Here is a 23,179-nt window from a genome sequence, read left to right as displayed (position 1 = left end):
TACGACCTGGGAGGGCTGCCAATGTCGATCGAGCGTCTGCATCATCCCACCATCAAGCTGCTCTGCGGCAACGGTCTTGACCTGCCCAACCAGGCCGCACGGGCCCGCGCGAGCTGGCTGCCGGGACGTGAAGGACGCCCGCCGCTGCTGTTGGTCGCGCTGCTCTGGGCGCGTGACTGCACTGATGTGGTGCGTGCGCTGGAGGCCTATCTTGATGGGCTGCTGGCAGACTTTTGCAGCACCCCGGCGGGCTGGAGCGAAGCACAGGCGGCGCGTCAGGTACTGGCGGCGTTGAATCAGCAGCTGTTTCGCCAGCGTCAGGCGGGGCGCAACATCGCGCAACTGGATGCCGGCTTGTTGCTGCTACAGAACGGCGAGGCGCAGTTCCTCCAGGCTGGGGCTATCGGTTTGCGGCGCGATCAAGGCACTACGGCAACCAGCCTGGTCGGCCGTGATGGCTTGCAACTGGGCGCACAGGCTGAACTGGCGCTGGTGCAGCACCGCCTGCTCCTGAGTGCGGATGAGCTATTGCTGATGGCCCCGCAGCCGTTGCTGGATGTGGCCGATTTGCAAGACTTGCGCGGGCTTGATGCGGAACTGGATACGCAGGCCCTGCACGCGCTGCTCACGCCCTTGTTGCAGGCACCTGGGGCGGCGGTGTTGCTGCAACCGGGCGTGCTTGAGCAGGCGCCGGCGTTGACCGTGCGTGCGCCCTGGCCTGCGGTGCAACATGCGCAGCCGGGTGTGCAGCTGGATGGCTGGATGCTGCTGTCGGCATGCCCGTATGGCCCACCGGGTCGGTTGTTTCGCGCCACCGATCCGCGTGGCCGGGAGGCATTGCTATGGCTGGCCGAGCAGGCGGCCGATGAAGCCTTCTGGCAGCGCGAATGGGCGCTGCGGCGCAGCCCGGTGAGCAGCTTGCCGCAGGTGCTGTCTTCGCATCAGCCGCGTGAGCATGCCTTTCTGCTGCTGGAGCCGCCTGCCAAGGGCATGCGCAGCCTGATTGATTGGGTGGCGGCGCATGGCCCGGTGGATGGTTTGACGTTGTTGGCCCTGCTTGAACAACTGGTCGCGGCGGTGCGCGGGTTGCAGCGCCGTGGCATGCAGGGGCTGTGGCTGGATCCGCGCAATATCCTGGTAAGTGACGGCGGCCGTGTGTTGCTGTTGCCCGAACATGCCGCGCTGGTCCCTGGTGTCGCGCAGCAGGCGCTGCCGGCTCAGGCCGTACCGCTGGCGCCGGAGGCTCGTGCCGGGCAGAACCTGGATGGTCGCGCTGACCAGTTTGCCCTGGCGGCGTTGGCGTACTGGCTGCTTTGCGGGCGTTGGCCGGACGTGGCGCAGGTAGATGCCGACGGCCCTGGCCGTTATATACCGTTGGCGCCGTTCAATGTGCAGTTGCCAGCGGGCTGGGACGGTGTGCTGGCGCGGGCATTGGCACCCATGCCGCAGGCACGTTTCGAGGCCTTGTCGGAATTCGAGCTGGCGCTGCGCCAGCCGTTACAGCTGCGCGCCGAACCGACGCGGCGCACACGGCGTTACCGCTCGCCCTGGCAGCTGGTATTGCTGGGCTTGCTGTTGACGCAGCTGGGCATTGGGCTGTGGCTGAGCCTGAACGGCTGACCTGCGCCGCCTGGTGCGCCGCAGGTCGGGGGAGGGTTAAGGCGCGGTGAAGTCTTCGGTGATCGGCAGGACAAAGCTCTTGAACTCAGTGTCTTCCTTGAAGCCGATGGATTCGTAGAGCTTGTGTGCGACTTCGTTATCGACACTGGACGCCACGCGCAGACGCACGGCGTTGGTCTCTTTGGCCATCTGCTTGGCGGTCTGGATCAGGCGATCGGCCACCAACTGGCGGCGCGCATCCTGGCAGACGTAGATGTCGTTGAGAATCCACACGCGTTTGAGCGACAGCGAGGAGAAGCTCGAGTAGAGCTGGCAGAAACCGAGGATCTTGTCTTCATCGTCGGCCATGGCCAGGTAGATCACCGATTCCTTGCGGCTGATGCGCTTTTCCAGAAACTTGCGCGAGGAGTCAGGGTAGGGCAGCTGGCCGAAGTGTTCGCGGTAAGTGACGAACAGCGGCGTGAGTTGATCCAGATGCTCCAGGGTCGCTTGGACAATGCGCATGGTGAGCCTCGACTTCAGTCATGTGGATGGCGTCGGCAACAGGATGGCGCTGCCAATGGGTGTTCCCGATGCTGCCTAAAGCATTTGGAAAGTGCAATCCAAACAGTTGTTTGGCCGCTAACCCCAGCCGGGGCTGGGGCGTCCGCTTATCTCTGCTGGACTTGCCGCGGCCAGTTTCACGGTTTTTCCGGCGCTAGCTGAGGAGGAAATTGTGGTTTTGCCCGCCGCTGAGCAGCAGCGGGACCTCCGCTTCATCCTTCAGGTTGACCCCGGACAGCTGACGACGGCAGGCCTCGCGCATCAGGTACAGCAAGCGGTGGCTGGCCATGGCGTAGCTCAGGCCTTCCTGGCGCACGTTGGAGATGCAATTGCGATAGGCGTCGGTGAGTCCGACCCGGGGTGCGTAGGTGAAATACAGCCCCAGGCTGTCTGGCGAACTCAGGCCCGGACGCTCGCCGATCAGGATCACCACCATGCGTGCACCAAGCCGTTCGGCCACTTCATCGGCCACCGCCACGCGGCCTTGGCTGACCAAGGAGACGGGTGCTACGCTCCAACCTTCGGCAGCGGCCTGTTCCTCGATATGCGCCACCATGGGCAGGGCGTTACGGTGCACGGCCAGGGCGGACAGGCCGTCGGCGATGACGATGGCCAGGTCATAACCGTCCGGATTGTGTTCGCGGTGCTGGTCCAGCAGCTCGGCGGACTCGTGACTCAGGCGTCGGCCCAGGTCGGGGCGCTGCAGGTAGGTGTCGCGGTCCTTGGCGGCACTGTGCAGCAACAGGCTTTGCCGCTGCTGACTGGCGAGACCTGCGGCCAGGGCCGCGTGATCAAACTGCAGGTGCACAGCATCGCGGGCCTGGGCGTGGGCGAACTGGAAATCCAGCTGGGCGCGGGTTGGCATGCTGGTGCCCGCGCGACCCAGAGCGATACGCGCCGGGGTGAGGCTGCGCAGTTGCTGCCAGGGGTTGTCGCTGGCACCGCTGAGTGGGCTGTCATCGTACATAGGCAATCTCCGCAAAGGTTTTGTAGGAGCGGGCCATGCCCGCGAAGCCGCTATCGCGTGCACGGGTTAGGCACCCCCCGCCGCTCCTACGGACTCGATATCAGCTCAACTGCGCCAGGGCCTGACGAAACGCCGGCGGCAGGCTGCCCGCCATGCGTGGCCGGCCGTCGGCCTGGGTGAAAATGCCCATGTGCTGCAACCAGGCTTCGAACTCGGGGGCCGGTTTCAGCCCGAGGCTCTGCCGGGCATACAGCGCGTCATGGAAGGAGGTGGTCTGGTAATTGAGCATCACGTCGTCAGAGCCGGGGATGCCCATGATGAAGTTGATGCCGGCCACGCCGAGCAGCGTGAGCAACACGTCCATATCGTCCTGATCGGCTTCGGCGTGGTTGGTGTAACAGATGTCGCAGCCCATCGGCAGGCCCAGCAGCTTGCCGCAGAAGTGGTCTTCCAGGCCGGCGCGGATGATCTGCTTGCCGTTATACAGGTACTCCGGGCCGATAAAGCCGACCACGGTGTTCACCAGAAACGGCTTGAAGTGGCGGGCTACGGCGTAGGCGCGGGCTTCGCAGGTCTGCTGGTCGATCCCGTGGTGCGCGCCGGCAGACAGCGCGCTGCCCTGGCCGGTCTCGAAATACATCAGGTTGTTGCCCAGGGTGCCGCGGTTTAGCGACAGGCCGGCGTCGTAGCCTTCCTGCAATATGCTCAGGCTGACGCCGAAGCTGGCGTTGGCCGCCTCGGTGCCGGCAATCGACTGGAACACCAGGTCCAGCGGTACGCCACGGTTGATTGCCTCTATCGAGGTGGTGACGTGGGTCAGCACGCAGGCCTGGGTGGGGATTGCATAACGCTGAATGATGCCGTCGAGCATCTTCAGCATGTCGCAGATCGAACTGATGCTGTCGGTGGCCGGGTTGATGCCGATCATGGCGTCGCCGTTGCCGTACAGCAGGCCGTCGAGAATGCTGGCGGCGATGCCGGCCGGCTCATCGGTCGGGTGATTGGGTTGCAGGCGTGTGGACATGCGCCCGCGCAGGCCGACGGTGTTGCGAAAACGACTGACCACGCGGATTTTCTGCGCCACCAGCACCAGGTCCTGCACACGCATGATCTTCGATGCCGCAGCGGCCATTTCCGGCGTCAGGCCGGGGGCAAGGGCGCGCAGGCTGGCCTCATCGGCGCTATCACCAAGCAGCCAGTCGCGAAAGCCGCTGACCGTCAGGTGGCTGACCGGGGCGAAGGCTGCGAGGTCATGGCTGTCGATGATCAGCCGGGTGACTTCATCCGCTTCATAGGGAATCAGCGCCTCGTTGAGGAACTGCTTGAGCGGGATATCGGCCAGCGTCATTTGCGCCGCCACGCGCTCACCGGTATTGCTGGCGGCAACGCCGGCGAGATAGTCGCCGGAGCGCGCCGGGCTGGCCTTGGCCATCACCTCGGTGAGGCTGTCGAAGCGGTAAGTCTGACCGCCTACCGTATGCTGAAAACTGGACATCACGGGCCTCCAGAACACCGCGCGACTGTCGCCGCGCGGTGAGTATTACTTGAGCGTGGCTTCAGCCTTGCCGATGGCGACGAACTCTTCTTCCGGCGTACCGGCCACCAGATGGTGGCGGCTGTACAGGACGAAGTAGGCGATCAGCACGGCGTAGATAAGCGCCGCGCCAATCACCACCCGTGGGTCGACCAGGAAGCCGGCCACCACGGCCACGCAGGCCAGCACCAGGGCGATGCCCGAGGTGACGATGCCGCCTGGGGTGCGATACGGGCGATGCATGTCCGGGCGGCGCACGCGCAGGGTGATGTGCGCGGCCATCATCAGCACGTAGGAGAGGGTGGCGCCGAACACTGCCACCAGAATCAGCAGGTCACCCTGGCCGGTCAGTGACAGGGCAAAGCCGATCAGGCCGGGCACGATCAAGGCCAGCACCGGTGCCTTGTTCTTGTTGGTCAGCGACAGCGAACGCGGCAGGTAGCCGGCGCGCGACAGGGCGAAGATCTGCCGGGAGTAGGCGTAGATGATCGAGAAGAAGCTGGCAATCAGACCCGCCAGGCCGATCAGGTTGACGAAGCTGCTCATCCAGGTGGATTCGCCGTAGGCAATGGTCAGGGCCTCCACCAATGGGTTGCCCGATGCCATCAGCGCCTGGGCACCGGCGCCGCCTGGGCCGACCAGCAGAATCAGCAAGGCAAAGGCCAGCAGCGCCAGCATGGCGCCGATCAGCCCGCGTGGCATGTCGCGCTGCGGGTTGCGAGTTTCTTCAGCGGCCAGTGGCACGCCTTCGACCGCGAGGAAGAACCAGATCGCATAGGGGATCGCCGCCCACACGCCGACATAGCCAAACGGCAGAAAGCTGCTGGCGCCGGTGGCTTCGCTCACCGGAATGTCGAGCAGGTTGGCCAGCGAAAAGTGCGGCACCATCGCGACGATAAACACGCCCAGAGCAATCGCCGCTACGGCGGTGATGATAAACATCAGCTTCAGCGCTTCACCGACGCCGAAGATATGGATGCCGATAAACAGCACATAGAACGCCAGGTAAATCGCCCAGCCGCCAATACCGAACAGCGACTCGCAGTACGCGCCGATAAACACCGCAATCGCCGCTGGGGCAATGGCGTATTCGATGAGGATCGCCGTACCGGTGAGGAAGCCACCCAAGGGGCCGAAGGCGCTGCGGGCAAAGCCGTAGCCGCCGCCAGCGGTGGGGATCATCGAAGACAGTTCCGCCAGGGAAAAGCACATGCACAGGTACATCAGTGCCATCAGCAGGGTGGCGAGAAACATGCCGCCCCAGCCGCCCTGAGCCAGGCCGAAGTTCCAGCCGGCGTAGTCGCCGGAAATCACGTAGGCCACCCCCAGGCCGACCAGCAATACCCAGCCCGCTGCGCCCTTCTTCAATTGCCTGCTTTGGAAGTAGTCGGCATCGACCTGCTCTAAATCGGTGCCTTGCGGTAGGCCTACCGCACTGATTTGTTCTGCTGCCATGGGAATTCCTTATCAACACACTGGTCGTAGCCCAGGCCCGGCCAGGTATGTAGGTGGATGAGGGAGGAAACTACCCAGGGGTCAGCAACCGCTGTGCCAATCACGTGGCTGGTCTAGACCTGTGGCGCGCGGTGGCAGGTCGATGTCGGTTATGGGTATCGGCGCTGAGGTGTCAGCATGCGCCAGAGGCGTTGGCCAGCCTCTGTTGCGCTGCGACGCTGTGCTAATCTGCGGCCAGTTTTTCTCGTGCCTCTTCACCGTTTGTTCAGGACGCCTCAAGGTAAATCATGCATATCCATATTCTCGGCATCTGCGGCACGTTTATGGGCTCGCTGGCCGTGCTGGCCAAGGAACTCGGCCACCGCGTGACTGGCTCAGACGCCAATGTCTACCCGCCCATGAGCACCCAGTTGGAGGCTCAGGGCATCGAACTGACTCAGGGCTATGACGCCGCCCAACTGGATCCTGCACCGGACCTGGTGGTGGTCGGCAATGCCCTGTCGCGCGGCAACCCGGCCGTGGAATATGTGCTGAACAAGGGCCTGCCCTATGTCAGTGGCCCTCAGTGGCTGGCCGATCATGTGCTGCAAGGCCGCTGGGTAATGGCCGTGGCCGGCACCCACGGCAAGACCAGCAGTTCGAGCATGCTGGCCTGGGTGCTGGAGCATGCCGGCATGAGCCCGGGTTTTCTGATTGGCGGGGTGCCGCAGAATTTCGGGATTTCCGCGCGTCTGGGCGGCACGCCGTTCTTTGTGGTTGAGGCCGACGAGTACGACAGTGCCTTCTTCGACAAGCGCAGCAAGTTTGTCCACTACCGCCCGCGCACTGCCATCCTGAACAATCTGGAATTCGATCACGCGGATATTTTTCCGGATCTGGCGGCCATCGAGCGGCAATTCCACCATTTGGTGCGCACCATTCCGGGTGACGGCTTGATCATTCATCCGACCACTGAACCGGCGCTCAAGCGGGTGATCGAGATGGGCTGCTGGACGCCGGTGCAGACCACTGGCGAAGGCGGTCAATGGCAGGCGCGTCTGCTCAGCGCCGATGGCTCGCGCTTCGAGGTGAGCTTCGAGGGCAAGGTAGCCGGCACTGTGGATTGGCAGTTGACCGGCCAACACAACGTGGCCAACGCCCTGGCGGTGCTGGCGGCGGCGCGTCATGTCGGCGTGGTGCCGGAGCTGGGCATTGCCGCACTGTGCGGTTTTATCAATGCCAAGCGGCGTATGGAGAAGGTCGCCGAGGTTAATGGTGTGACCATATTCGACGACTTCGCCCACCATCCGACCGCGATTGCCACCACCCTCGATGGCCTGCGCAAGCGCATCGGCGATGCCAAACTGATCGCCATCGTCGAGCCACGCTCCAACTCGATGAAGCTCGGCGCGCACCGCGATGGCCTGCCGGAATCCGTGGTCCAGGCGGACTCGGTGTACTGGTACGCGCCGCCGAATCTCGGTTGGGATCTGGCCGGCACCGTGGCCACTTCGACCGTGCCGACTCAGGTCTGCGATTCGTTGGAGGCGATCATCGCCGGGGTCAAGGCCGAGGCCGCACCGGGCACCCAGGTGGTGGTGATGAGCAACGGCGGCTTTGGCGGTTTGCACGGCAAACTGGCGGCGGCCCTGGAGGGTTAAATGTCTGGACCTGAGAGAATCACCCTGGCCATGACCGGCGCATCCGGTGCGCAGTATGGTTTGCGCCTACTCGACTGCCTGGTGCGGGAAGACCGTGAGGTGCACTTTCTGATTTCCAAGGCCGCGCAGCTGGTGATGGCCACGGAAACCGATGTCAGCCTGCCGAGCAAACCGCAGGCCATGCAGGCGTTCTTGAGCGAGTATACCGGCGCTGCGCCGGGGCAGATTCGGGTGTATGGCAAGGAAGACTGGATGGCGCCGGTGGCCTCCGGTTCCGGTGCGCCCTCGGCGATGGTGGTGGTGCCGTGCAGCACCGGCACGCTGTCGGCGATTGCCACCGGGGCCTGCAACAACCTGATTGAGCGCGCCGCCGATGTGGCCTTGAAGGAACGTCGTCAACTGATCTTGGTGCCGCGCGAGGCGCCGTTTTCCAGCATTCACTTGGAGAACATGCTCAAGCTGTCGAACCTGGGCGCAACCATCCTGCCGGCCGCGCCGGGTTTTTATCATCAGCCGCAGACCATCGATGACCTGATCGATTTCGTCGTGGCGCGCATCCTCAACTGCCTGAACATCCCGCAGGACATGCTGCCGCGCTGGGGCGAACACCATCAGATCACCCCGGATGAATAAGCTTCTGGCCCGCGCGGTCGTCTGCCTGCTGCTGAGCCTGACCCTCAGCGGCTGCGCCACCGTGCGCACCCTGGATGCCGCCAAGCCCGGCGCGCCTGTAGTCTATGCCGGCACACGGCTGAACCTGTATGCGCTGCAGGGCGGTTGCTGCGCCCATGAGCGCTTCGGTGCCGAGGCGCCGGCCTACCCGGCAGCCGATCTGCCGGTTAGCGCATTGCTCGATACCTTGTTGCTACCGCTGTCCCTGGCCACGGCCATGGGCCTCAATCTGGGCATCAGCGGCGGGCTATAGAAAGTGGTGCGCACTATATTCATATGAGCATCTACATTCGCAGCTTGAGAACACTAGCGCAGATGTCAGACGAAGGTTTGCGCGTAGCCGTTTTGGGGGCTCCGTTCGGGCTTTCTGGCCGTCAGGGGGCTGGGTTGGGCTGGGCTTTGTGAATCGCCTCGATGCCGGCCAGTACATCAGCAGAGAGTGTCAGTTCACTGCTGTCCAGGTTGCTGTCCAGTTGTTCCAGGCTGGTCGCGCCGATGATATTGCTGGTGACGAAGGGTTGTGCGGTGACAAAGGCCAGGGCCATCTGCGCCGGATCAAGACCATGCTCGCGCGCCAGATCGACGTAACGTGCGCAAGCGCTTTCTGATTCCGGGTTGGTGTAGCGAGCAAAGCGGCTGAACAGGCTGATGCGTGCATTGGCGGGGCGGGCGCCGTTTGCGTACTTGCCGCTGAGCATGCCGAATGCCAGCGGCGAGTAAGCGAGAAGGCCGCACTGTTCACGAATGGCGATTTCCGCCAAGCCTACCTCGAAGCTGCGATTGAGCAGGTTGTAGGGGTTCTGGATTGAGACTGCTCGCGGCCAGCCACGTTGTTCGGCCAGCTGCAGGAATTTCATGGTGCCCCAGGGTGTTTCGTTGGACAGGCCGATGTGACGGATCTTGCCGGCCTTGACCTGCTCGTCCAGTGCTTCCAGGGTTTCTTCCAGTGGTGTGAAGTCACTGTCCTGATGGCGATAGCCAAGCTGGCCGAAGTAATTGGTTGGGCGCTCTGGCCAGTGCAGTTGGTACAGGTCGATCCAGTCGGTCTGCAGGCGCTTGAGGCTGGCATCCAGGGCTTTGGCGATATGCGCGCGGTTGTGCTTGAGCTGGCCGTCACGGATATAGCCGATGCCATTACCGGGGCCTGCGATCTTGCTGGCCAGCACCCAATCTGCGCGATCACCGCGCTGCTTGAAGTAGTCACCGATGATTTGTTCGGTCTTGCTGTAGGTTTCGGCACGCGGCGGCACCGGATACATCTCCGCCGTGTCGATAAAATTTATCCCGTAGGCCTTGGCGCGTTCGATCTGGGCGACGCCTTCGGCTGCGTTGTTCTGCTCGCCCCAGGTCATGGTGCCCAGGCACAGGCTGCTGACCTTGATCCCACTGCGGCCGAGTTGGCGGTAATCCATTGTAAGCTCCTTGAAAACCAGTTGGTATAATCGTGTTGAAATTCTCCGCGCAATCTGCATAATTGCGCACCTCTTTCTGCAGTGGAAGTGATGCGCCGCCTGCCGAAGAATCTTGCCGTATTACGGACGCGCTGACCCGAGCCCCCGATAGCGCCTGTTTTCGGCTGCCTTTGACCTTGTCAAAGTACGCACTATTCAGTAAGATCCGCCGTCTTATTTATCAGGGCGGCCCCTGAGGCTATAAAGAATGAAAACTTTTACTGCTAAACCGGAAACAGTTAAGCGCGACTGGTTTGTCGTCGACGCTGCAGGTCAGACCCTGGGTCGTCTGGCTACCGAAGTTGCAAGCCGTCTGCGTGGCAAGCACAAGCCTGAATACACTCCGCACGTTGATACCGGTGACTACATCGTCATCATCAACGCTGAGCAAATTCGCGTTACTGGTGCCAAAACCACTGACAAGATGTACTACTCCCACTCCGGTTTTCCGGGCGGCATCAAGTCGATCAACTTCGAAAAGTTGATCGCTAAAGCCCCTGAGCGCGTGATCGAGACTGCGGTAAAAGGCATGCTGCCGAAGAACCCGCTGGGTCGCGACATGTACCGTAAGCTGAAAGTCTATGCGGGTGCTGTTCACCCTCATACCGCTCAGCAGCCCCAAGAACTGAAGATTTAACGGAATAGTTCATTATGTCGGCGACTCAAAATTACGGCACTGGCCGTCGCAAGACTGCAACCGCTCGCGTTTTCCTGCGTGCTGGTACTGGCAAGATTTCCATCAACAATCGTGCTCTCGACACCTTCTTCGGTCGCGAAACTGCCCGCATGGTAGTTCGTCAGCCGCTGGAGCTGGTTGAGATGACCGAAAAGTTTGACGTTTACGTTACCGTTGTTGGCGGTGGTGTAAGTGGTCAGGCTGGCGCAATCCGCCACGGTATCACTCGTGCTCTGATGGATTACGACGAGGCTCTGCGTCCGGCTCTGCGTAAAGCAGGCTATGTGACTCGCGATGCTCGTGAAGTTGAACGTAAGAAGGTTGGTCTGCGTAAAGCGCGTAAGCGTCCGCAGTACTCCAAGCGTTAATTCGCTGCCTGCGTTCACAAAGACGCCCAGCTTCCTTTCGGAGCTGGGCGTTTTTTTATGGGTGTTGAAAGTTCGTGCGGCATCATGCCGCATCCGCGGATGCCCTGATTTGTAAGGGGTTGAGTCCGTTGTGCGTGGGTAATTACCTTGTCAGTAAAGGGGCTTTTCTTTACCATTTGGCAAATTTTTTGCGCGACTCGATTTTTACCTAGTATAGGCCTGACCAACAGGCCATAAAGCTGATGGGAGACGACTGAATGAGCAATGACGGCGTGAATGCAGGCCGGCGTCGCTTTCTGGTAGCGGCCACCTCTGTGGTGGGCGCTGCAGGAGCGGTGGGTGCCGCGGTCCCGTTCGTGGGGTCCTGGTTCCCAAGCGCCAAGGCTAAAGCTGCCGGAGCACCCGTTAAGGTGAACGTCAGCAAAATTGAGCCGGGCCAGCAGATGGTTGCTGAGTGGCGGGGGCAGCCGGTGTTTATCGTGCGCCGTACCGAGGAAATCCTCAGTAACCTGGTGAAAATCGAGGGTCAGTTGGCTGACTTCGATTCCAAGGCGTCGGAACAGCCGAGCTATGTCGATCCGAAAACCCGCTCGATCAAACCAGAAGTTCTGCTGCTGGTAGGTCTGTGTACTCACCTGGGTTGTGCACCATCCTTCCGCCCGGAAGTGGCGCCTGCTGATCTGGGTGCTGACTGGGTTGGTGGTTACTTCTGCCCATGCCACGGCTCGCGTTATGACCTCGCTGGTCGCGTGTACAAGGCTCAGCCTGCGCCCTTGAACCTGCCGGTACCGCCGCACACGTATGAGTCGGATGATGTGATCATCATCGGTGTGGATCAGGAGAAAGCATGATGAGTAAATTCATGGAATGGGTCGATGCGCGCTTTCCCGCGACCAAGATGTGGGAAGACCATCTCTCCAAGTACTACGCGCCAAAGAACTTCAACTTCTTCTACTTCTTCGGCTCCCTGGCGTTGCTGGTGCTGGTTAACCAGATCGTTACCGGTGTCTGGCTGACCATGAGCTACACCCCTTCGGCTGAAGAGGCGTTTGCTTCGGTCGAATACATCATGCGTGATGTGGAGTACGGCTGGATTCTGCGTTACATGCATTCCACCGGTGCTTCGGCGTTCTTCGTGGTGGTCTACCTGCACATGTTCCGTGGCCTGCTCTACGGCTCCTACCAGAAGCCGCGCGAGCTGGTGTGGATCTTCGGCATGCTGATCTACCTGATGCTGATGGCTGAAGCCTTCATGGGTTACCTGCTGCCATGGGGCCAGATGTCCTACTGGGGCGCTCAGGTGATCATCTCGCTGTTCGGCGCCATTCCGGTGATCGGTGCGGACCTGACTCAGTGGATCCGTGGTGACTACCTGATTTCCGGCATCACCCTGAACCGCTTCTTCGCCCTGCACGTTGTGGCTCTGCCGATCGTCATTCTCGGTCTGGTGGTGCTGCACATCCTGGCCCTGCACGAAGTGGGTTCGAACAACCCGGACGGCGTCGACATCAAGAAGAAAAAGGACGAGAACGGCATTCCGCTCGACGGCATCGCCTTCCACCCTTACTACACCGTTAAAGATATCGTCGGTGTCGTGGTGTTCCTGTTTGTCTTCTGCTTCGTGATCTTCTTCTTCCCGGAAATGGGTGGTTATTTCCTCGAGAAGCCGAACTTCGAAGCGGCCAACCCGTTCAAGACGCCTGCACACATTGCGCCGGTTTGGTACTTCACCCCGTTCTACGCGATTCTGCGAGCGGTGCCGGACAAATTGCTGGGCGTTATCGCCATGGGTGCGGCGATCGCTGTGCTGTTCGTGCTGCCATGGCTGGATCGTAGCCCGGTCAAGTCGATGCGTTACAAAGGCTGGATGAGCAAGATCTGGTTGCTGATCTTCTGCGTGTCCTTCGTGATTCTGGGCGTACTGGGTGTGCTGGCTCCGACACCAGGCCGTACGCTGTTGTCGCAGGTATGTACCTTCCTGTACTTCGCGTACTTCATCCTGATGCCGTTCTACACCAAACTCGAGAAGACCAAACCGGTTCCGGAAAGGGTGACTGGCTGATGAAAAAGCATTTTGCAGCATTAATTATTGCGCTTCTGCCAGGCCTGGGTTTTGCCGCTGGTGGTGTTGAGTATCCACTGGACAAGGTTGATATCGACCTGTCCGACAAGGTGGCTCTGCAAGATGGCGCGCGCACCTTCGCCAACTACTGCATGGGCTGCCATTCGGCCCAGTATCAGCGCTATGAGCGTGTCGCCAATGATTTGGGGATCCCGCATGAGGTCATGCTGGAGAACCTGATTTTCAGTGACGCCAAGATTGGCGATCACATGAAAATCGGCATGAAGCCGGCAGACGCCAAGGCCTGGTTCGGCGCTGCACCGCCTGACCTGACTCTGGTTGCTCGTGTACGTGGTAACGACTGGCTGTACACCTACCTGCGTACCTTCTATGAAGATACTGCGCGTCCGCTGGGTGCCAACAACAAGGTGTTCCCGAATGTGGGCATGCCGAACGTGTTGGTGGGTCTGCAAGGCCGTCAGTACATCGGTTGCAAGCAGGTTCAGGTGGTTGAGGGTGGCAAGAAGCAGTTTGATCCGCTGACTGGCACGCCGATCACCCACGAAGCCTGTGATCAGCTGACTATTGAACCCAAGACTGGCCAGCTGAGCACTGAAGAGTTCGATGAAAAGATCCAGAACCTGGTGACCTTCCTCGCCTACTCGGCTAACCCGGTCAAATTGCAAAGTCAGCGTATCGGTACTTACGTACTGCTGTATCTTGCCTTCTTCTTTGTCTTCGCCTATCTGCTCAAGCGCGAATACTGGAAGGACGTGCATTAATCCTTTGCATCTCCGCTGTTGACCTGCGCGCCCCTTTGGGCGCGCAGGTCTTTCTGCTTCATATAACTCTATAAGCGAGGAGGATCGCCATGGGCGTGACCAATCGGTTGGCCTGTTACTCCGACCCCGCCGACCACTATTCCCACCGCGTACGCATTGTGCTCGCCGAGAAGGGTGTCAGCGCCGAAATCATCAGTGTCGAAAAAGATCGCTACCCGGCCAAGCTGCTTGAGGTGAACCCTTATGCCAGTCTGCCAACGCTGGTTGACCGCGACCTGGCACTGTATGAATCAACGGTAGTGATGGAATATCTGGATGAGCGCTATCCCCATCCGCCGCTGTTGCCGGTGTACCCGGTGGCGCGTGCCAATAGCCGGCTGCTGATTCACCGTATCCAGCGTGATTGGTGTGCTCAGGTTGACCTGATTCTCGATACGCGCAGCAAGGAGCCGGCCCGCGCGTTGGCGCGCAAGGAGCTGCGTGAGAGCCTGACCGGTGTGTCACCGTTGTTTGCTGACAAACCGTATTTTCTCAGTGACGAGCTGAGTCTGGTCGATTGCTGCCTGCTGCCGATTCTTTGGCGTTTACCGATTCTGGGGATAGAGTTGCCAAAACCGGCCAAGCCATTGCTTGATTACATGGAGCGCCAGTTTGCCCGTGAGGCGTTTCAGAGCAGTCTGTCGCCTGCTGAACGCGACATGCGTTAACCCGAGGAGGTAGTCATGAAGTCGAGCCGTCCTTATCTGGTGCGTGCCCTCTATGAATGGATCGTGGATAACGATTGCACCCCGCATCTCCTGGTGAATGCCGAGTTCTCCGGTGTTCAGGTACCTGCCGGCTTTGCCAATGACGGGCAGATTGTCCTCAACGTTTCGCCCACTGCCGTGCGTCATCTGCATATGGATAATGAAGCGGTGAGCTTTGAGGGGCGCTTTTCCGGTGTGCCGCAGAGCCTGTATATCCCAGCCGCGGCGGTGTTAGCGATCTACGCGCGGGAAAATGGTCAAGGTATGGTCTTTGATGCCGAGTCGTCGATGCTCGATGGGAATGAAATTGACGATCCGGATGATCAGACGCCACCTGATGACGAGCCACCACGGCCCAGTAGGCGGCCCAGTCTGAAAGTGGTCAAGTAACTAATCAGCCCGCCAGGCCGGCGAACTGCAGCAGCCACCAGGCGAGAATCGCCAGTTGCACGAAGAACGCCGCAAAGCGCAGCCAAACGAACAACGGGCTGGTGCTGATCAGGTGCATCAGGCTCTGGAACAGGCGTGCGCCAAGCAGCAGCAGGGCTAGCGGTTCGGTGATGTCGGTCTGTGCGCTGGCCATCGCGTAAAGCAGCAGTGCGGCCTGCAATGGCAGGTTTTCCAGGCAGTTGGCGTGGGTGCGAACCAGGCGTTGGCCAAAGTTGCTGGGGGTGTTGCTGCCATCCGGGTTGAAGGCATTGACGGCCATCTTGCCGCTGAGTACCAGCAGGCCGCGCTGGTTGACCAGCAGAACAATCAGCAGCAGGGCCCAGGCGACCAGGCCAAGCAGGGCCGTGGCGGTTGCGGTCAGGGTCATGGATTCGCTCCTTGGTTTTATTGTTGTGGGGTGGGGCGAAAGCAGTCTACGGGCTTTAGAGTATTTGCTCTAGTTTTGTGTCTGCGCAGTGTTTGCTGGGTTGGCCACGCTGCAAGGGTCGGCGTGCACCAGCACTTCGGCGCGCGGGTAGTGCTCGTGAATCGCTTTTTCCACTGCCACGCAGTGATTGTGCGCTTCCGACAGGCTCATTTCGCCGGGCAGCTCCAGGTGCAACTGGACGAACCAGCGTGTGCCGGAGATGCGTGTGCGCAGGTCGTGGGCACCCAGCACACCGGGTACGGCGTTGGCCAGGTCGTACATGTGCTGTGAGGTCTCGCTGGGCAGTTCCTCATCCATCAGCACGGCGATTGAGCCGCGCACGATGCTGACGGCGCTCCAGAAAATGTAGAAAGCGATGCCGATGGCGAAGATTGCGTCCATCTGCTGCCAGCCGAAGCGGGTCAGTAGCAGGGCGAGAAGGATGCTGCTGTTGAGCAGGATGTCGGAGCGGTAATGCAGCGAATCCGCGTGGATGGCGGTGGAGCCGGTTTCGCGTACCACCTTGCGTTGAAAGCTCAGCAGGGCGACGGTTAGTGCCAGCGACAGTAGCATGACCGCGATACCAACCCCTTCGGCCTCCAGCGGCTGTGGCGTTTGCAGGCGCTCGATGCCTTGCAGGCCGATGAGGACGGCGCTGACACCGATGAACAGCGCCTGGCCCAGCCCTGCCAGTGCCTCGGCCTTGCCATGGCCGTAACGGTGATCGTCGTCCGCCGGGCGCAGGGCGAAATGCACGGCGATCAGGTTGATCAGCGAGGCGGCGCTATCGAGCAGCGAGTCGGTAAGCCCGGCCAGCAAACTGACCGAACCGCTCAACCACCAGGCAATTGCCTTGGCCAGCACCAGAGTCAAGGCTACCGCCAGCGCTGCCTGAGTGGCCAGGCGCATCAGCCTGGCATGGTTAGGGTTAGTCATGGGCTCAGGCGGCCGGACGCAGGCCGTAGGCCGCCAGTTGCTCAACGCTGCCGCTGTGCTGGATCAGGCGTGGGTCATCCAGCGGCAGGCTGTGGCCGGTTTGCATCTCGATCAGCGCCTTGAGCTTGGCTGTGTCGATCTTGCCGTCGGCATCCACCACATTCTGCAGGTCTTGCGGGTCGACCTGGGAGGTCAGGCCGCCGGGCAGGTAGATTGCGCCACTGGCGAAGTCGATGCCGAAGGCAATCAGCCCTGGGATGACATAAAACAGAATGCCGATGGCGTTGAGTCCGGCGACCACAGGGTCGATGCGGCCTTCGATCTGGCCACGGCGATCCGGGAAGAACAGGGTGCCGCAGGCGCTCAATTGGGTAAGCAGAGTGGCGACGAGAAGGCCACCGATAACGCGGGTTTGGGTGCGCATTGAAGATCTCCATGGAAAAAGTGGCGCAACTATACCAATGCCTGTATTGCAATGCCGCTGCGTCAGGTGCTGCCGACGCGATCACGCGTCATGGCCTGAGCCTCAGACAGCGGCAATGGGCCAGCGGTTCGCCGTTATAATCGTGGCCCTTGAATGGAGCCTGCATGAATTCCCTGCCAATCGATGTGCTGCTGCCTGAGCTGTGCCAGGCGCTTGCCCTGCGTGATGAAGCGGTACTGGAAGCGCCGCCCGGTGCCGGCAAGACCACCCGTGTGCCGCTGGCGCTGCTGAACCAGCCCTGGCTGGCCGGACAAACCATCGTCATGCTCGAGCCTCGGCGCTTGGCGGCCCGTGCGGCGGCCGAGCGGCTGGCCAGTGAGCTGGGTGAGGCGGTGGGGGAAACGGTCGGCTATCGCATCCGTCTGGACAGCAAGGTCGGGCCGAGTACCCGTATCGAGGTGGTCACCGAAGGCATCCTGGCCCGGCGTCTGCAGGACGATCCGGCGCTGGAAGGTGTCGGCCTGGTGATCTTCGATGAGTTTCACGAGCGGAGTTTGGACGCTGACCTGGCGCTGGCGTTAACCCTCAATGGTCGTGCGATGTTTCGCAGTGCCGACGCCGGCGAGCTGCCGCTGAAGGTGTTGCTGATGTCGGCGACCCTGGAAGGCGAGCGGCTGGCGGGCCTGCTCGACAATGCCCCGGTGCTGCGCAGTGAAGGGCGCATGTTCCCGGTGGATATCCGCTGGGGCGCACCCTGGCAGGTGGGCGAGTGGGTTGAGCCGAAAGTGCTGCAGGCCATTCAGCAAGCGCTGGCCGATGAGCCGGGCAGTCTGCTGGTGTTTCTCCCGGGGCAGGCGGAGATTCGTCGAGTCAATGAACAGCTGGCTGAGGCGCTGGCTGGGCGTCGCGATGTGCTGTTGTGTCCGCTGCATGGCGATCTGGACCTCAGTGCTCAACGCACGGCTATCGAGCCCGCTCCATCGGGGCAGCGCAAGGTGGTGTTGGCCACCAATATCGCCGAAACCAGCCTGACCATCGACGGCGTGCGGGTGGTGATCGATGCCGGTCTGGCGCGCGTACCGCGCTTTGATCCGAACAGCGGCATGACCCGCCTGGATACCCAGCGTATTTCCCGCGCCTCGGCCACCCAGCGTGGCGGACGTGCCGGGCGCTTGCAGCCGGGCGTTTGCTATCGGTTGTGGTCACAGGCGCAGCATGAGCAGTTGGCGGCTTACGGTACGGCGGAAATACTTCAGGCCGACCTTGCCGGGTTGGCGCTGCAACTGGTGCATTGGGGGGTACAACCGGCCGAACTGGTCTGGCTTGATCCGCCACCAGCAGCCGCTTATGCCCAGGCGCTGGAATTGCTGGCGCGGCTGGGCGCGGTGGATGCTCAGGGCAAGCTGACCGCTCATGGCCAGGCCATGGCCGAATTGCCGACGCACCCGCGTATTTCTCATCTGCTGCTGCGCGGCCAGGAACTGGGCTTGGGGGCACTCGCTTGCGATCTGGCCGCATTGCTCGGCGAACGCGACATTCTGCGGGGGGCAGGGGCTGATCTGCACAGCCGCTTGGCTCTGCTTGCGAGTGAGTCGCGGGCCGCCCGTGGTGCCCAAGGCGGCGTACAGCGTGCCTGGCAACTGGCCCGACAGTTTCAGGGTTACCTCAAGCGCAAGCCCAGCCCGCAGGCAGTCAGCGATCCTGAGCATCCGCGCTGGCTGGGCGCCTTGCTGGCGTTTGCCTACCCGGATCGGATTGCCCAGCAACGCCGCGAAGGCGGCGCGGAATACCGCCTGGCCAATGGCCGTGCCGCGTTGTTTGCCGAAGCCGATGGCCTGATGAAACACGCCTGGCTGGTGGTGGCGGACCTGGGTAGCCGTCAGGGTCAGCGAGAAGAGCGCATCTATCTGGCGGCCGAGCTGGAACCGCAGCTGTTCGACACTGTGCTGGCTGAGCAGGTCAGCACGTTGGAGGTGCTGGACTGGGATGAGCGTGAGGGCGCCTTGCGTGCCGAGCGTCAGCGCAAGGTCGGTGAGCTGGTGCTGGCGCGTGAAGCCTTGACCGGGCTGGACGCTCAGCAGCGCAGCCGGGCCATGCTCGGCCTGGTGCAGCGCAAAGGCCTGGCGCTGCTGCCCTGGACCCCGGAGCTGCGTCAGTGGCAGGCGCGGATCGATTTGCTGAGGGGGTTGGAGTTGGCCGTTGCAGGAGCCAGTGAGTGGCCGGACGTCAGTGATGCGGCCTTGCTGGCGACGCTGGAAAGCTGGCTGCAGCCCTATTTGGATAACGTCACCCGGCTCAGTCACTTCGCCAACCTGGACCTCACCAGCATCCTCCACAGCCTGCTGCCCTGGCCGCTGCCACAGCGCCTGGATGAGCTGGCTCCGCGCAGCCTGGCGGTGCCTTCCGGCTCGCGCATCAGCCTGGACTACAGCGAGCAACCACCGGTATTGGCCGTGCGCTTGCAGGAGCTGTTCGGTCTGGCCGATACGCCACGGATTGCCGGTGGACGGCAGGTGGTCAAGCTGCACCTGCTGTCGCCGGCGCGGCGACCGGTGCAGGTGACTCAGGATTTGGCCAACTTCTGGCGCAGCACCTATGCCGAGGTAAAGAAGGACCTCAAGGGGCGCTATCCCAAACACTACTGGCCGGATGATCCGCTGATTGCCGAGCCCACGGCACGGGCCAAACCGCGCAAGTAGGCCTTAAGGCAGGCGCAGGTCTTCGCCGGCGGCTTGCAGTTCGGCGTAGGCGCGGTCCAGTGCGTCACGCAGTGCTTCGGCACCTGGCGCATGGCTGGAGACGATCAGCTTCAAGGGAATGCGTTGCAGCTGAATAAACGGCAATTCGGACATGCCCAGGCGTTTGCGCGCCTGTTCCACAGGGGTTTGGTAGTCGAGGAGGAAATCGCCGCGGCGGCGCTGCAGCATCTCCAGGGCGGCGGTGTGAGTGCCGGTACGGTGTTGCTGCACGGCCAGTTGCGGGTCGTCGAGCATCTGATTGATCGACTGCCAGTAGGTGTAACCGCTGATCATGATCACCCCGCGCCCCTTGAGGTCCTCGGGCAGGCGCGGCATCAGGGTGTCGCGGCGGAAATACAGGTTGAGGACGATCTCGCCCAGCAGGGTACGGGCTTCCAGGGTGTGCTCGCGCAGCTCCGCCTTGCCGGGGGCGCCGGGCCAGACCTGGACGCTGCCATCTTGCAGGGCGTTGTACAGCCGGGCGCTGGGGTAGGAGCGCAGCTGGGCGCGGTAGCCTGCATGTTCCAGCAGGCGTTTGCTCAGTTGCAGGATGGCCCCGCGCGGCTGGCCCTGGCTGTTGGTGTAGGAGTAGGGCGGAAACTCGTAATAGCCCACCTGCACCAGAGGGCGAGTGGAGGCCGGGGTGGCAGCGTGGCTGAACCCGCAATAGAAGGCTGCAAGCAGCGCTAGGCAGAGAAATCGTGGCATCAAATGGGTACGTACTGCGGCTATCTGCCGTCTTTTAGTTATAAAACCGTCATATTTTCTGAGCATGGCTAAATGCCAGCAAGTTTGTCCAGTCCATTACTGAAAAAGCTTAGTCGACGGTGGGTAAAAGTAGGCGGGTAAGCACGGGCAGGTGGTCGGAAATTCCCAGGGTGTCGTGCTGGCGCACCTGTGCCTCGAGTTGTATCAGCTGTGGGCTGTGGAACAGGTAGTCGAGGGTTCGATCCGGGCCGCTGACACTGGGGTCATTGGGGTAGTGGGTATACCAGCGCGCTTGCTCGGGGCCGCTGGCCTGTTCCAGGCTGGGCACCATCGGGTAGCGCTCGGCCAGTTGTTGCAGTTCGCTGGCGGGGCTGTACCAGCTGCGCTGGCTTGCCGGCAGGCGCTGGTACTGGCCGGGCGGGAGCAGGTTGAAATCACCGCCCAGTACCCAGGGTGTGCCGTCGGCCTGAAGCTGATCAAGCAGGCTGGTGGTCATGGCGACCTGGCGCTGCATGGTGTCGTTGCCCTGGGCGAAGGCATCCAGGTGGGTGTTGATGGCCGCCAGTTCACCGCCGCCACGGATGGGCAGGTGGCTGATCAGCAAGGCACGCTTGAGGTTGAACTGCCGGCTGATCGGGTCGGCAGGCATCAGTGGTAGTTGCAGGCGTTCGGCGCGGCTGATCTGAAAGCGGCTGAGGGTGCCCAGTTGCATGCCGACGCTGCCGAGAATCTGCGGGTGTGGGACAAACGCGGCCTTCCAGTAATACGCCTGGGTGCTGCAAGGGTAGAGGTCGTTCAGGCGCTCGTGCAGCAGTGCCAGTTGGTTCTGGTAGTCGCTGGCCTTGGCGCCGTTGTGCAGCTCCTGCAGCAGGACAATATCCGGCTGTTCATCGCGCAGGATGCGCACCACTTCATCCAGGTTGAAGGCCAGGTCCTCGGCGCTGGGACGCTGGTCGGGGCCGCTGCCGTCGGCCAGGTCATACCAGAATACATAGCGTTTGCCGGCCAGGTACTGGACGTTCCAGCTCATCACCTTCAGGGCCTGGCCAGGCTGCAAGGTGGGCGCGCTGGTCTGGCAACTTACGGCGGCGGCTTCGCGCGCAGCAGGGTGCCAGGTGAGGCTGTAGATCAGGGCCGCCAACACGCACAGCAGGCTGGCCAGGCTGAGCAGAAACAGACGCAGAAATCTGGGTAGTGGCATAAAGGGTGTGGCCGCAGGCTGAACTATGCTGAGGGAGCATACCGGAGATGCGCCACGCTGCCGATCTACCGTGACGCTGCCTGGGCGTCTCAGCCCGCGTCGTTGGGCGTGTGTGCCGGCCCGCACACTCAGGCCATGGCCTGTTGCGGTGCTTGCCATAACAGGGTGTAGTAACCGCTATGCCGTAACGGGGTCGGGGGCAGGTTATGTACCGCAAGGTGTTCGCCAACAAGGTGTTTGATCGCAAGGTGGTGCTGATCACCGGTGGTTGTGCCGGTATCGGCCGCGCCTTGGCCATGCGTCTGGCTCAGGCCGGGGCGCGCCTGGTGATTTTCGATCTGCAGCAACAGGCGCTCGACAGCCTGGTGCAACACCTGGCCGACCACCACAACGCCGAAGCCCTGGGTGTGCTCTGCGACGTGGCGGATGCGGCGGCGGTAGAGCGGGCGATGGCGCTGACCATCGAGCGTTTCGGCGGTATTGATGTGCTGGTCAACAACGCGGGGATCACCCACCGCAGCAGCTTTGCCGACACTGAGTTGGCAGTGTTCCAGCGGATTATGGCGGTCAACTATTTTGGCGCGCTGCATTGCACCAAGGCTGCGCTGCCCAGCCTGATTGCCCGTGGCGGGCAGATCATCGTGATGAGTTCGCTCTCAGGCTTTGCCCCACTGCTCTACCGCAGTGCCTATAACGCCAGCAAGCATGCCCTGCATGGGCTGTTTGAAACCCTGCGCTACGAGCTGAAAGGCTCTGCGGTCAATGTGATGCTGGTGTGTCCTGGGTTTACCGCCACCGACCTGCGCAAGAATGCCCTGGTCGGTGATGGCTCGGTGGCGGCGCAACCACCGCTGGCGATGGGTAAGGTGGCCTCGCCGCAGGATGTCGCCGAGGCCATCTATCAGGCCGCCTTGAAACGCCGTCGCCTGCTGGTGCTGTCCAACGTCGATTGGCGTGCGCGGCTGCTGGCGCGCTTCTTTCCTAGGGTGTTCGAGCGCGTGCTGCTGCCGCGCTTGTCCGGTCTCAAGCCGCAGCGTGGTGGGTCGTTCTGATGCGCGCGCTCTGGTTTGCTCTGCTGGTGCTGTTGGGTGCGCCGTTGTGCGCCGAAGAGGCGCCGCCATTGCTGGTGATGACGGATGTCTGGCCACCGTTTCGTATGCAGGCGGCCGATGGTGAGCTGCAGGGGCTGGATATCGATCTGCTGAATCAGCTCAGTGCCCGCACCGGGCTGCGCTTCGAGGTGCAGCGCGCACCCTGGGCGCGTGGGCTGGCGGCCCTGCAGAATGGCAAGGCCGATCTGATGACCGGGTTGGCGAAAACCCCGGAGCGTGAGGCTTACATCGATTACCTCGCCCAGCCTTACTACGCCTGTGCGCCGCGCTTCTATGCCGCGCCGGCCCAGGCCAAGGCGTTGCACAGCTACACCCAGCTGGCCGGGCTGACGATTGGCCACGTGCTGGAGTCCGCCTATTTCGAGCCCTTCGATTCGGATGCGCAACTGCGCAAAACGGCGGTCAACACCGAGGGGCAGTTGCTGGAAATGCTGAGTCGCGGACGGTTACAAGCGGTGATCGGCACAGACTGTCAGGTCGACTACGAGTTGCGCGATGCCCGCTGGAAGGGGCTGATCGCCAAGGCCGCCTTCCGTCCGGAGGCGCATACGGATCTGTATATCGGCTTCTCTCGCCAGCGTGGTTTGCGGGCGCAGTATCAGCAGATCAGCCAGGCGCTTGCCCAGTTAAAGGCCGAAGGCTGGATCACCCAGGCGGCGCAGCGCTATCAGTCAGGTACGCCCTGACC

Annotated in this window: 24 protein-coding genes; 14 read left to right on the top strand and 10 right to left on the bottom strand. The window is 62.0% G+C overall.

Going from position 1 to position 23,179, the window contains the following annotated elements; all coding sequences use genetic code 11:
* The first annotated feature begins 21 nt into the window (after positions 1 to 21).
* The gene (locus ACSQ17_RS06320) at positions 22 to 1,620 is read left to right on the top strand and encodes a protein kinase (RefSeq protein ID WP_436068046.1); all 1,599 of its coding nucleotides are present in this window, start codon (positions 22 to 24) and stop codon (positions 1,618 to 1,620) included.
* Positions 1,621 to 1,656: 36 nt separating this feature from the next.
* Here the strand turns inward: ACSQ17_RS06320 and ACSQ17_RS06315 are convergent, their stop codons facing one another.
* The 4 genes from ACSQ17_RS06315 to eat all read right to left on the bottom strand — a co-directional run bounded on the left by ACSQ17_RS06315 (position 1,657) and on the right by eat (position 6,119).
* Positions 1,657 to 2,124, bottom strand: coding sequence for an N-acetyltransferase family protein (locus tag ACSQ17_RS06315; RefSeq protein WP_436068045.1), 468 nt, complete (start codon positions 2,122 to 2,124; stop codon positions 1,657 to 1,659).
* A gap of 193 nt (positions 2,125 to 2,317) precedes the next feature.
* Positions 2,318 to 3,130, bottom strand: coding sequence for an ethanolamine ammonia-lyase subunit EutC (gene eutC / locus ACSQ17_RS06310; RefSeq protein WP_436068044.1), 813 nt, complete (start codon positions 3,128 to 3,130; stop codon positions 2,318 to 2,320).
* A gap of 100 nt (positions 3,131 to 3,230) precedes the next feature.
* Positions 3,231 to 4,625, bottom strand: a complete 1,395-nt coding sequence (locus ACSQ17_RS06305) for an ethanolamine ammonia-lyase subunit EutB (RefSeq protein WP_436068043.1) — start codon at positions 4,623 to 4,625, stop codon at positions 3,231 to 3,233.
* 45 nt (positions 4,626 to 4,670) lie between these two features.
* Positions 4,671 to 6,119: an ethanolamine permease gene (eat, locus tag ACSQ17_RS06300; RefSeq protein ID WP_436068042.1), complete on the bottom strand. Its 1,449-nt coding sequence runs from the start codon at positions 6,117 to 6,119 to the stop codon at positions 4,671 to 4,673.
* 287 nt (positions 6,120 to 6,406) lie between these two features.
* Between eat and mpl the strand changes: the two genes are divergently transcribed.
* Genes mpl through ACSQ17_RS06285 form a run of 3 tightly spaced genes read left to right on the top strand, consistent with a single transcriptional unit; the run spans position 6,407 to position 8,684 of the window.
* Positions 6,407 to 7,759: a UDP-N-acetylmuramate:L-alanyl-gamma-D-glutamyl-meso-diaminopimelate ligase gene (gene mpl, locus ACSQ17_RS06295; protein ID WP_436068041.1), complete on the top strand. Its 1,353-nt coding sequence runs from the start codon at positions 6,407 to 6,409 to the stop codon at positions 7,757 to 7,759.
* Entirely contained in the window at positions 7,760 to 8,392 is a 633-nt protein-coding gene (gene ubiX, locus ACSQ17_RS06290; protein WP_436068040.1) for a flavin prenyltransferase UbiX, read from the top strand. It begins immediately after the preceding gene.
* On the top strand, positions 8,385 to 8,684 hold the full coding sequence (locus ACSQ17_RS06285) for a YceK/YidQ family lipoprotein (protein ID WP_436068039.1): 300 nt from the start codon (positions 8,385 to 8,387) through the stop codon (positions 8,682 to 8,684). Before ubiX ends, ACSQ17_RS06285 begins: the two co-directional genes overlap by 8 nt.
* 121 nt (positions 8,685 to 8,805) lie before the next feature.
* Here ACSQ17_RS06285 and ACSQ17_RS06280 read toward each other — a convergent pair whose 3' ends face one another.
* Complete coding sequence (locus ACSQ17_RS06280; RefSeq protein ID WP_436068038.1) at positions 8,806 to 9,843, bottom strand: NADP(H)-dependent aldo-keto reductase; 1,038 nt, start codon at positions 9,841 to 9,843, stop codon at positions 8,806 to 8,808.
* Positions 9,844 to 10,090: 247 nt separating this feature from the next.
* On the opposite strand from ACSQ17_RS06280, the gene rplM reads away from it, so the two are divergent.
* The 7 genes from rplM (at position 10,091) to ACSQ17_RS06245 (ending at position 14,906) form a co-directional block, all read left to right on the top strand.
* Positions 10,091 to 10,519, top strand: coding sequence for a 50S ribosomal protein L13 (gene rplM / locus ACSQ17_RS06275; RefSeq protein WP_436068037.1), 429 nt, complete (start codon positions 10,091 to 10,093; stop codon positions 10,517 to 10,519).
* Between the two features lie 14 nt (positions 10,520 to 10,533).
* On the top strand, positions 10,534 to 10,926 hold the full coding sequence (gene rpsI / locus ACSQ17_RS06270; RefSeq protein ID WP_436068036.1) for a 30S ribosomal protein S9: 393 nt from the start codon (positions 10,534 to 10,536) through the stop codon (positions 10,924 to 10,926).
* A gap of 257 nt (positions 10,927 to 11,183) precedes the next feature.
* Entirely contained in the window at positions 11,184 to 11,777 is a 594-nt protein-coding gene (gene petA / locus ACSQ17_RS06265; protein ID WP_090249148.1) for a ubiquinol-cytochrome c reductase iron-sulfur subunit, read from the top strand.
* Positions 11,777 to 12,988, top strand: a complete 1,212-nt coding sequence (locus ACSQ17_RS06260) for a cytochrome b (protein WP_436068035.1) — start codon at positions 11,777 to 11,779, stop codon at positions 12,986 to 12,988. The genes petA and ACSQ17_RS06260 overlap by 1 nt, the downstream gene beginning before the upstream one ends.
* A complete protein-coding gene (locus ACSQ17_RS06255) occupies positions 12,988 to 13,770 on the top strand; it encodes a cytochrome c1 (RefSeq protein ID WP_436068034.1) in 783 nt (260 codons plus the stop codon). Before ACSQ17_RS06260 ends, ACSQ17_RS06255 begins: the two co-directional genes overlap by 1 nt.
* An 89-nt stretch (positions 13,771 to 13,859) precedes the next feature.
* Positions 13,860 to 14,477 carry a glutathione S-transferase N-terminal domain-containing protein gene (locus tag ACSQ17_RS06250; protein WP_436068033.1) on the top strand — a complete coding sequence of 206 codons (618 nt, stop codon included), beginning with the start codon at positions 13,860 to 13,862 and terminating at the stop codon, positions 14,475 to 14,477.
* Between the two features lie 15 nt (positions 14,478 to 14,492).
* Positions 14,493 to 14,906, top strand: a complete 414-nt coding sequence (locus ACSQ17_RS06245; protein WP_436068032.1) for a ClpXP protease specificity-enhancing factor — start codon at positions 14,493 to 14,495, stop codon at positions 14,904 to 14,906.
* A 4-nt stretch (positions 14,907 to 14,910) separates the two neighbouring features.
* On the opposite strand, the gene ACSQ17_RS06240 is transcribed toward ACSQ17_RS06245, so the two are convergent.
* From ACSQ17_RS06240 to ACSQ17_RS06230, 3 genes are all read right to left on the bottom strand, one after another.
* Positions 14,911 to 15,333 carry an MAPEG family protein gene (locus ACSQ17_RS06240; protein WP_233683732.1) on the bottom strand — a complete coding sequence of 141 codons (423 nt, stop codon included), beginning with the start codon at positions 15,331 to 15,333 and terminating at the stop codon, positions 14,911 to 14,913.
* 69 nt (positions 15,334 to 15,402) lie between these two features.
* Positions 15,403 to 16,308, bottom strand: a complete 906-nt coding sequence (locus tag ACSQ17_RS06235; RefSeq protein WP_436068031.1) for a cation diffusion facilitator family transporter — start codon at positions 16,306 to 16,308, stop codon at positions 15,403 to 15,405.
* Between the two features lie 4 nt (positions 16,309 to 16,312).
* On the bottom strand, positions 16,313 to 16,732 hold the full coding sequence (locus ACSQ17_RS06230) for a polyribonucleotide nucleotidyltransferase (RefSeq protein ID WP_436068030.1): 420 nt from the start codon (positions 16,730 to 16,732) through the stop codon (positions 16,313 to 16,315).
* Between the two features lie 164 nt (positions 16,733 to 16,896).
* Between ACSQ17_RS06230 and hrpB the strand changes: the two genes are divergently transcribed.
* Positions 16,897 to 19,431, top strand: coding sequence for an ATP-dependent helicase HrpB (gene hrpB / locus ACSQ17_RS06225; RefSeq protein ID WP_436068029.1), 2,535 nt, complete (start codon positions 16,897 to 16,899; stop codon positions 19,429 to 19,431).
* Between the two features lie 3 nt (positions 19,432 to 19,434).
* On the opposite strand, the gene ACSQ17_RS06220 is transcribed toward hrpB, so the two are convergent.
* Entirely contained in the window at positions 19,435 to 20,178 is a 744-nt protein-coding gene (locus tag ACSQ17_RS06220) for a substrate-binding periplasmic protein (RefSeq protein ID WP_436068028.1), read from the bottom strand.
* Between the two features lie 109 nt (positions 20,179 to 20,287).
* A complete protein-coding gene (locus ACSQ17_RS06215; protein WP_436068027.1) occupies positions 20,288 to 21,379 on the bottom strand; it encodes an endonuclease/exonuclease/phosphatase family protein in 1,092 nt (363 codons plus the stop codon).
* Between the two features lie 206 nt (positions 21,380 to 21,585).
* Here ACSQ17_RS06215 and ACSQ17_RS06210 point away from each other — a divergent pair, with 206 nt between their 5' ends.
* Both ACSQ17_RS06210 and ACSQ17_RS06205 read left to right on the top strand, forming a co-directional pair.
* Positions 21,586 to 22,431 (top strand): SDR family oxidoreductase, encoded by an 846-nt coding sequence (locus tag ACSQ17_RS06210; RefSeq protein ID WP_436068026.1) that lies wholly within the window; start codon positions 21,586 to 21,588, stop codon positions 22,429 to 22,431.
* Positions 22,431 to 23,177 (top strand): substrate-binding periplasmic protein, encoded by a 747-nt coding sequence (locus ACSQ17_RS06205; protein WP_436068025.1) that lies wholly within the window; start codon positions 22,431 to 22,433, stop codon positions 23,175 to 23,177. The genes ACSQ17_RS06210 and ACSQ17_RS06205 overlap by 1 nt, the downstream gene beginning before the upstream one ends.
* Positions 23,178 to 23,179 lie beyond the last annotated feature (2 nt).

Origin of the sequence: Pseudomonas sp. LjRoot71, from assembly GCF_964253255.1 — a bacterium.
Lineage (GTDB): Bacteria > Pseudomonadota > Gammaproteobacteria > Pseudomonadales > Pseudomonadaceae > Aquipseudomonas.
Note: the sequence above shows the minus strand (reverse complement) of the source record. Positions and strands in the feature narration are given on the sequence as shown.

Coding starts and splice junctions, on each gene's coding strand:
- ACSQ17_RS06320 (WP_436068046.1), top strand. CDS start 22: ATGTCGATCGAGCGTCTGCATCATCCCACCATCAAGCTGCTCTGCGGC.
- ACSQ17_RS06315 (WP_436068045.1), bottom strand. CDS start 2,124: ATGCGCATTGTCCAAGCGACCCTGGAGCATCTGGATCAACTCACGCCG.
- eutC (WP_436068044.1), bottom strand. CDS start 3,130: ATGTACGATGACAGCCCACTCAGCGGTGCCAGCGACAACCCCTGGCAG.
- ACSQ17_RS06305 (WP_436068043.1), bottom strand. CDS start 4,625: ATGTCCAGTTTTCAGCATACGGTAGGCGGTCAGACTTACCGCTTCGAC.
- eat (WP_436068042.1), bottom strand. CDS start 6,119: ATGGCAGCAGAACAAATCAGTGCGGTAGGCCTACCGCAAGGCACCGAT.
- mpl (WP_436068041.1), top strand. CDS start 6,407: ATGCATATCCATATTCTCGGCATCTGCGGCACGTTTATGGGCTCGCTG.
- ubiX (WP_436068040.1), top strand. CDS start 7,760: ATGTCTGGACCTGAGAGAATCACCCTGGCCATGACCGGCGCATCCGGT.
- ACSQ17_RS06285 (WP_436068039.1), top strand. CDS start 8,385: ATGAATAAGCTTCTGGCCCGCGCGGTCGTCTGCCTGCTGCTGAGCCTG.
- ACSQ17_RS06280 (WP_436068038.1), bottom strand. CDS start 9,843: ATGGATTACCGCCAACTCGGCCGCAGTGGGATCAAGGTCAGCAGCCTG.
- rplM (WP_436068037.1), top strand. CDS start 10,091: ATGAAAACTTTTACTGCTAAACCGGAAACAGTTAAGCGCGACTGGTTT.
- rpsI (WP_436068036.1), top strand. CDS start 10,534: ATGTCGGCGACTCAAAATTACGGCACTGGCCGTCGCAAGACTGCAACC.
- petA (WP_090249148.1), top strand. CDS start 11,184: ATGAGCAATGACGGCGTGAATGCAGGCCGGCGTCGCTTTCTGGTAGCG.
- ACSQ17_RS06260 (WP_436068035.1), top strand. CDS start 11,777: ATGAGTAAATTCATGGAATGGGTCGATGCGCGCTTTCCCGCGACCAAG.
- ACSQ17_RS06255 (WP_436068034.1), top strand. CDS start 12,988: ATGAAAAAGCATTTTGCAGCATTAATTATTGCGCTTCTGCCAGGCCTG.
- ACSQ17_RS06250 (WP_436068033.1), top strand. CDS start 13,860: ATGGGCGTGACCAATCGGTTGGCCTGTTACTCCGACCCCGCCGACCAC.
- ACSQ17_RS06245 (WP_436068032.1), top strand. CDS start 14,493: ATGAAGTCGAGCCGTCCTTATCTGGTGCGTGCCCTCTATGAATGGATC.
- ACSQ17_RS06240 (WP_233683732.1), bottom strand. CDS start 15,333: ATGACCCTGACCGCAACCGCCACGGCCCTGCTTGGCCTGGTCGCCTGG.
- ACSQ17_RS06235 (WP_436068031.1), bottom strand. CDS start 16,308: ATGACTAACCCTAACCATGCCAGGCTGATGCGCCTGGCCACTCAGGCA.
- ACSQ17_RS06230 (WP_436068030.1), bottom strand. CDS start 16,732: ATGCGCACCCAAACCCGCGTTATCGGTGGCCTTCTCGTCGCCACTCTG.
- hrpB (WP_436068029.1), top strand. CDS start 16,897: ATGAATTCCCTGCCAATCGATGTGCTGCTGCCTGAGCTGTGCCAGGCG.
- ACSQ17_RS06220 (WP_436068028.1), bottom strand. CDS start 20,178: ATGCCACGATTTCTCTGCCTAGCGCTGCTTGCAGCCTTCTATTGCGGG.
- ACSQ17_RS06215 (WP_436068027.1), bottom strand. CDS start 21,379: ATGCCACTACCCAGATTTCTGCGTCTGTTTCTGCTCAGCCTGGCCAGC.
- ACSQ17_RS06210 (WP_436068026.1), top strand. CDS start 21,586: ATGTACCGCAAGGTGTTCGCCAACAAGGTGTTTGATCGCAAGGTGGTG.
- ACSQ17_RS06205 (WP_436068025.1), top strand. CDS start 22,431: ATGCGCGCGCTCTGGTTTGCTCTGCTGGTGCTGTTGGGTGCGCCGTTG.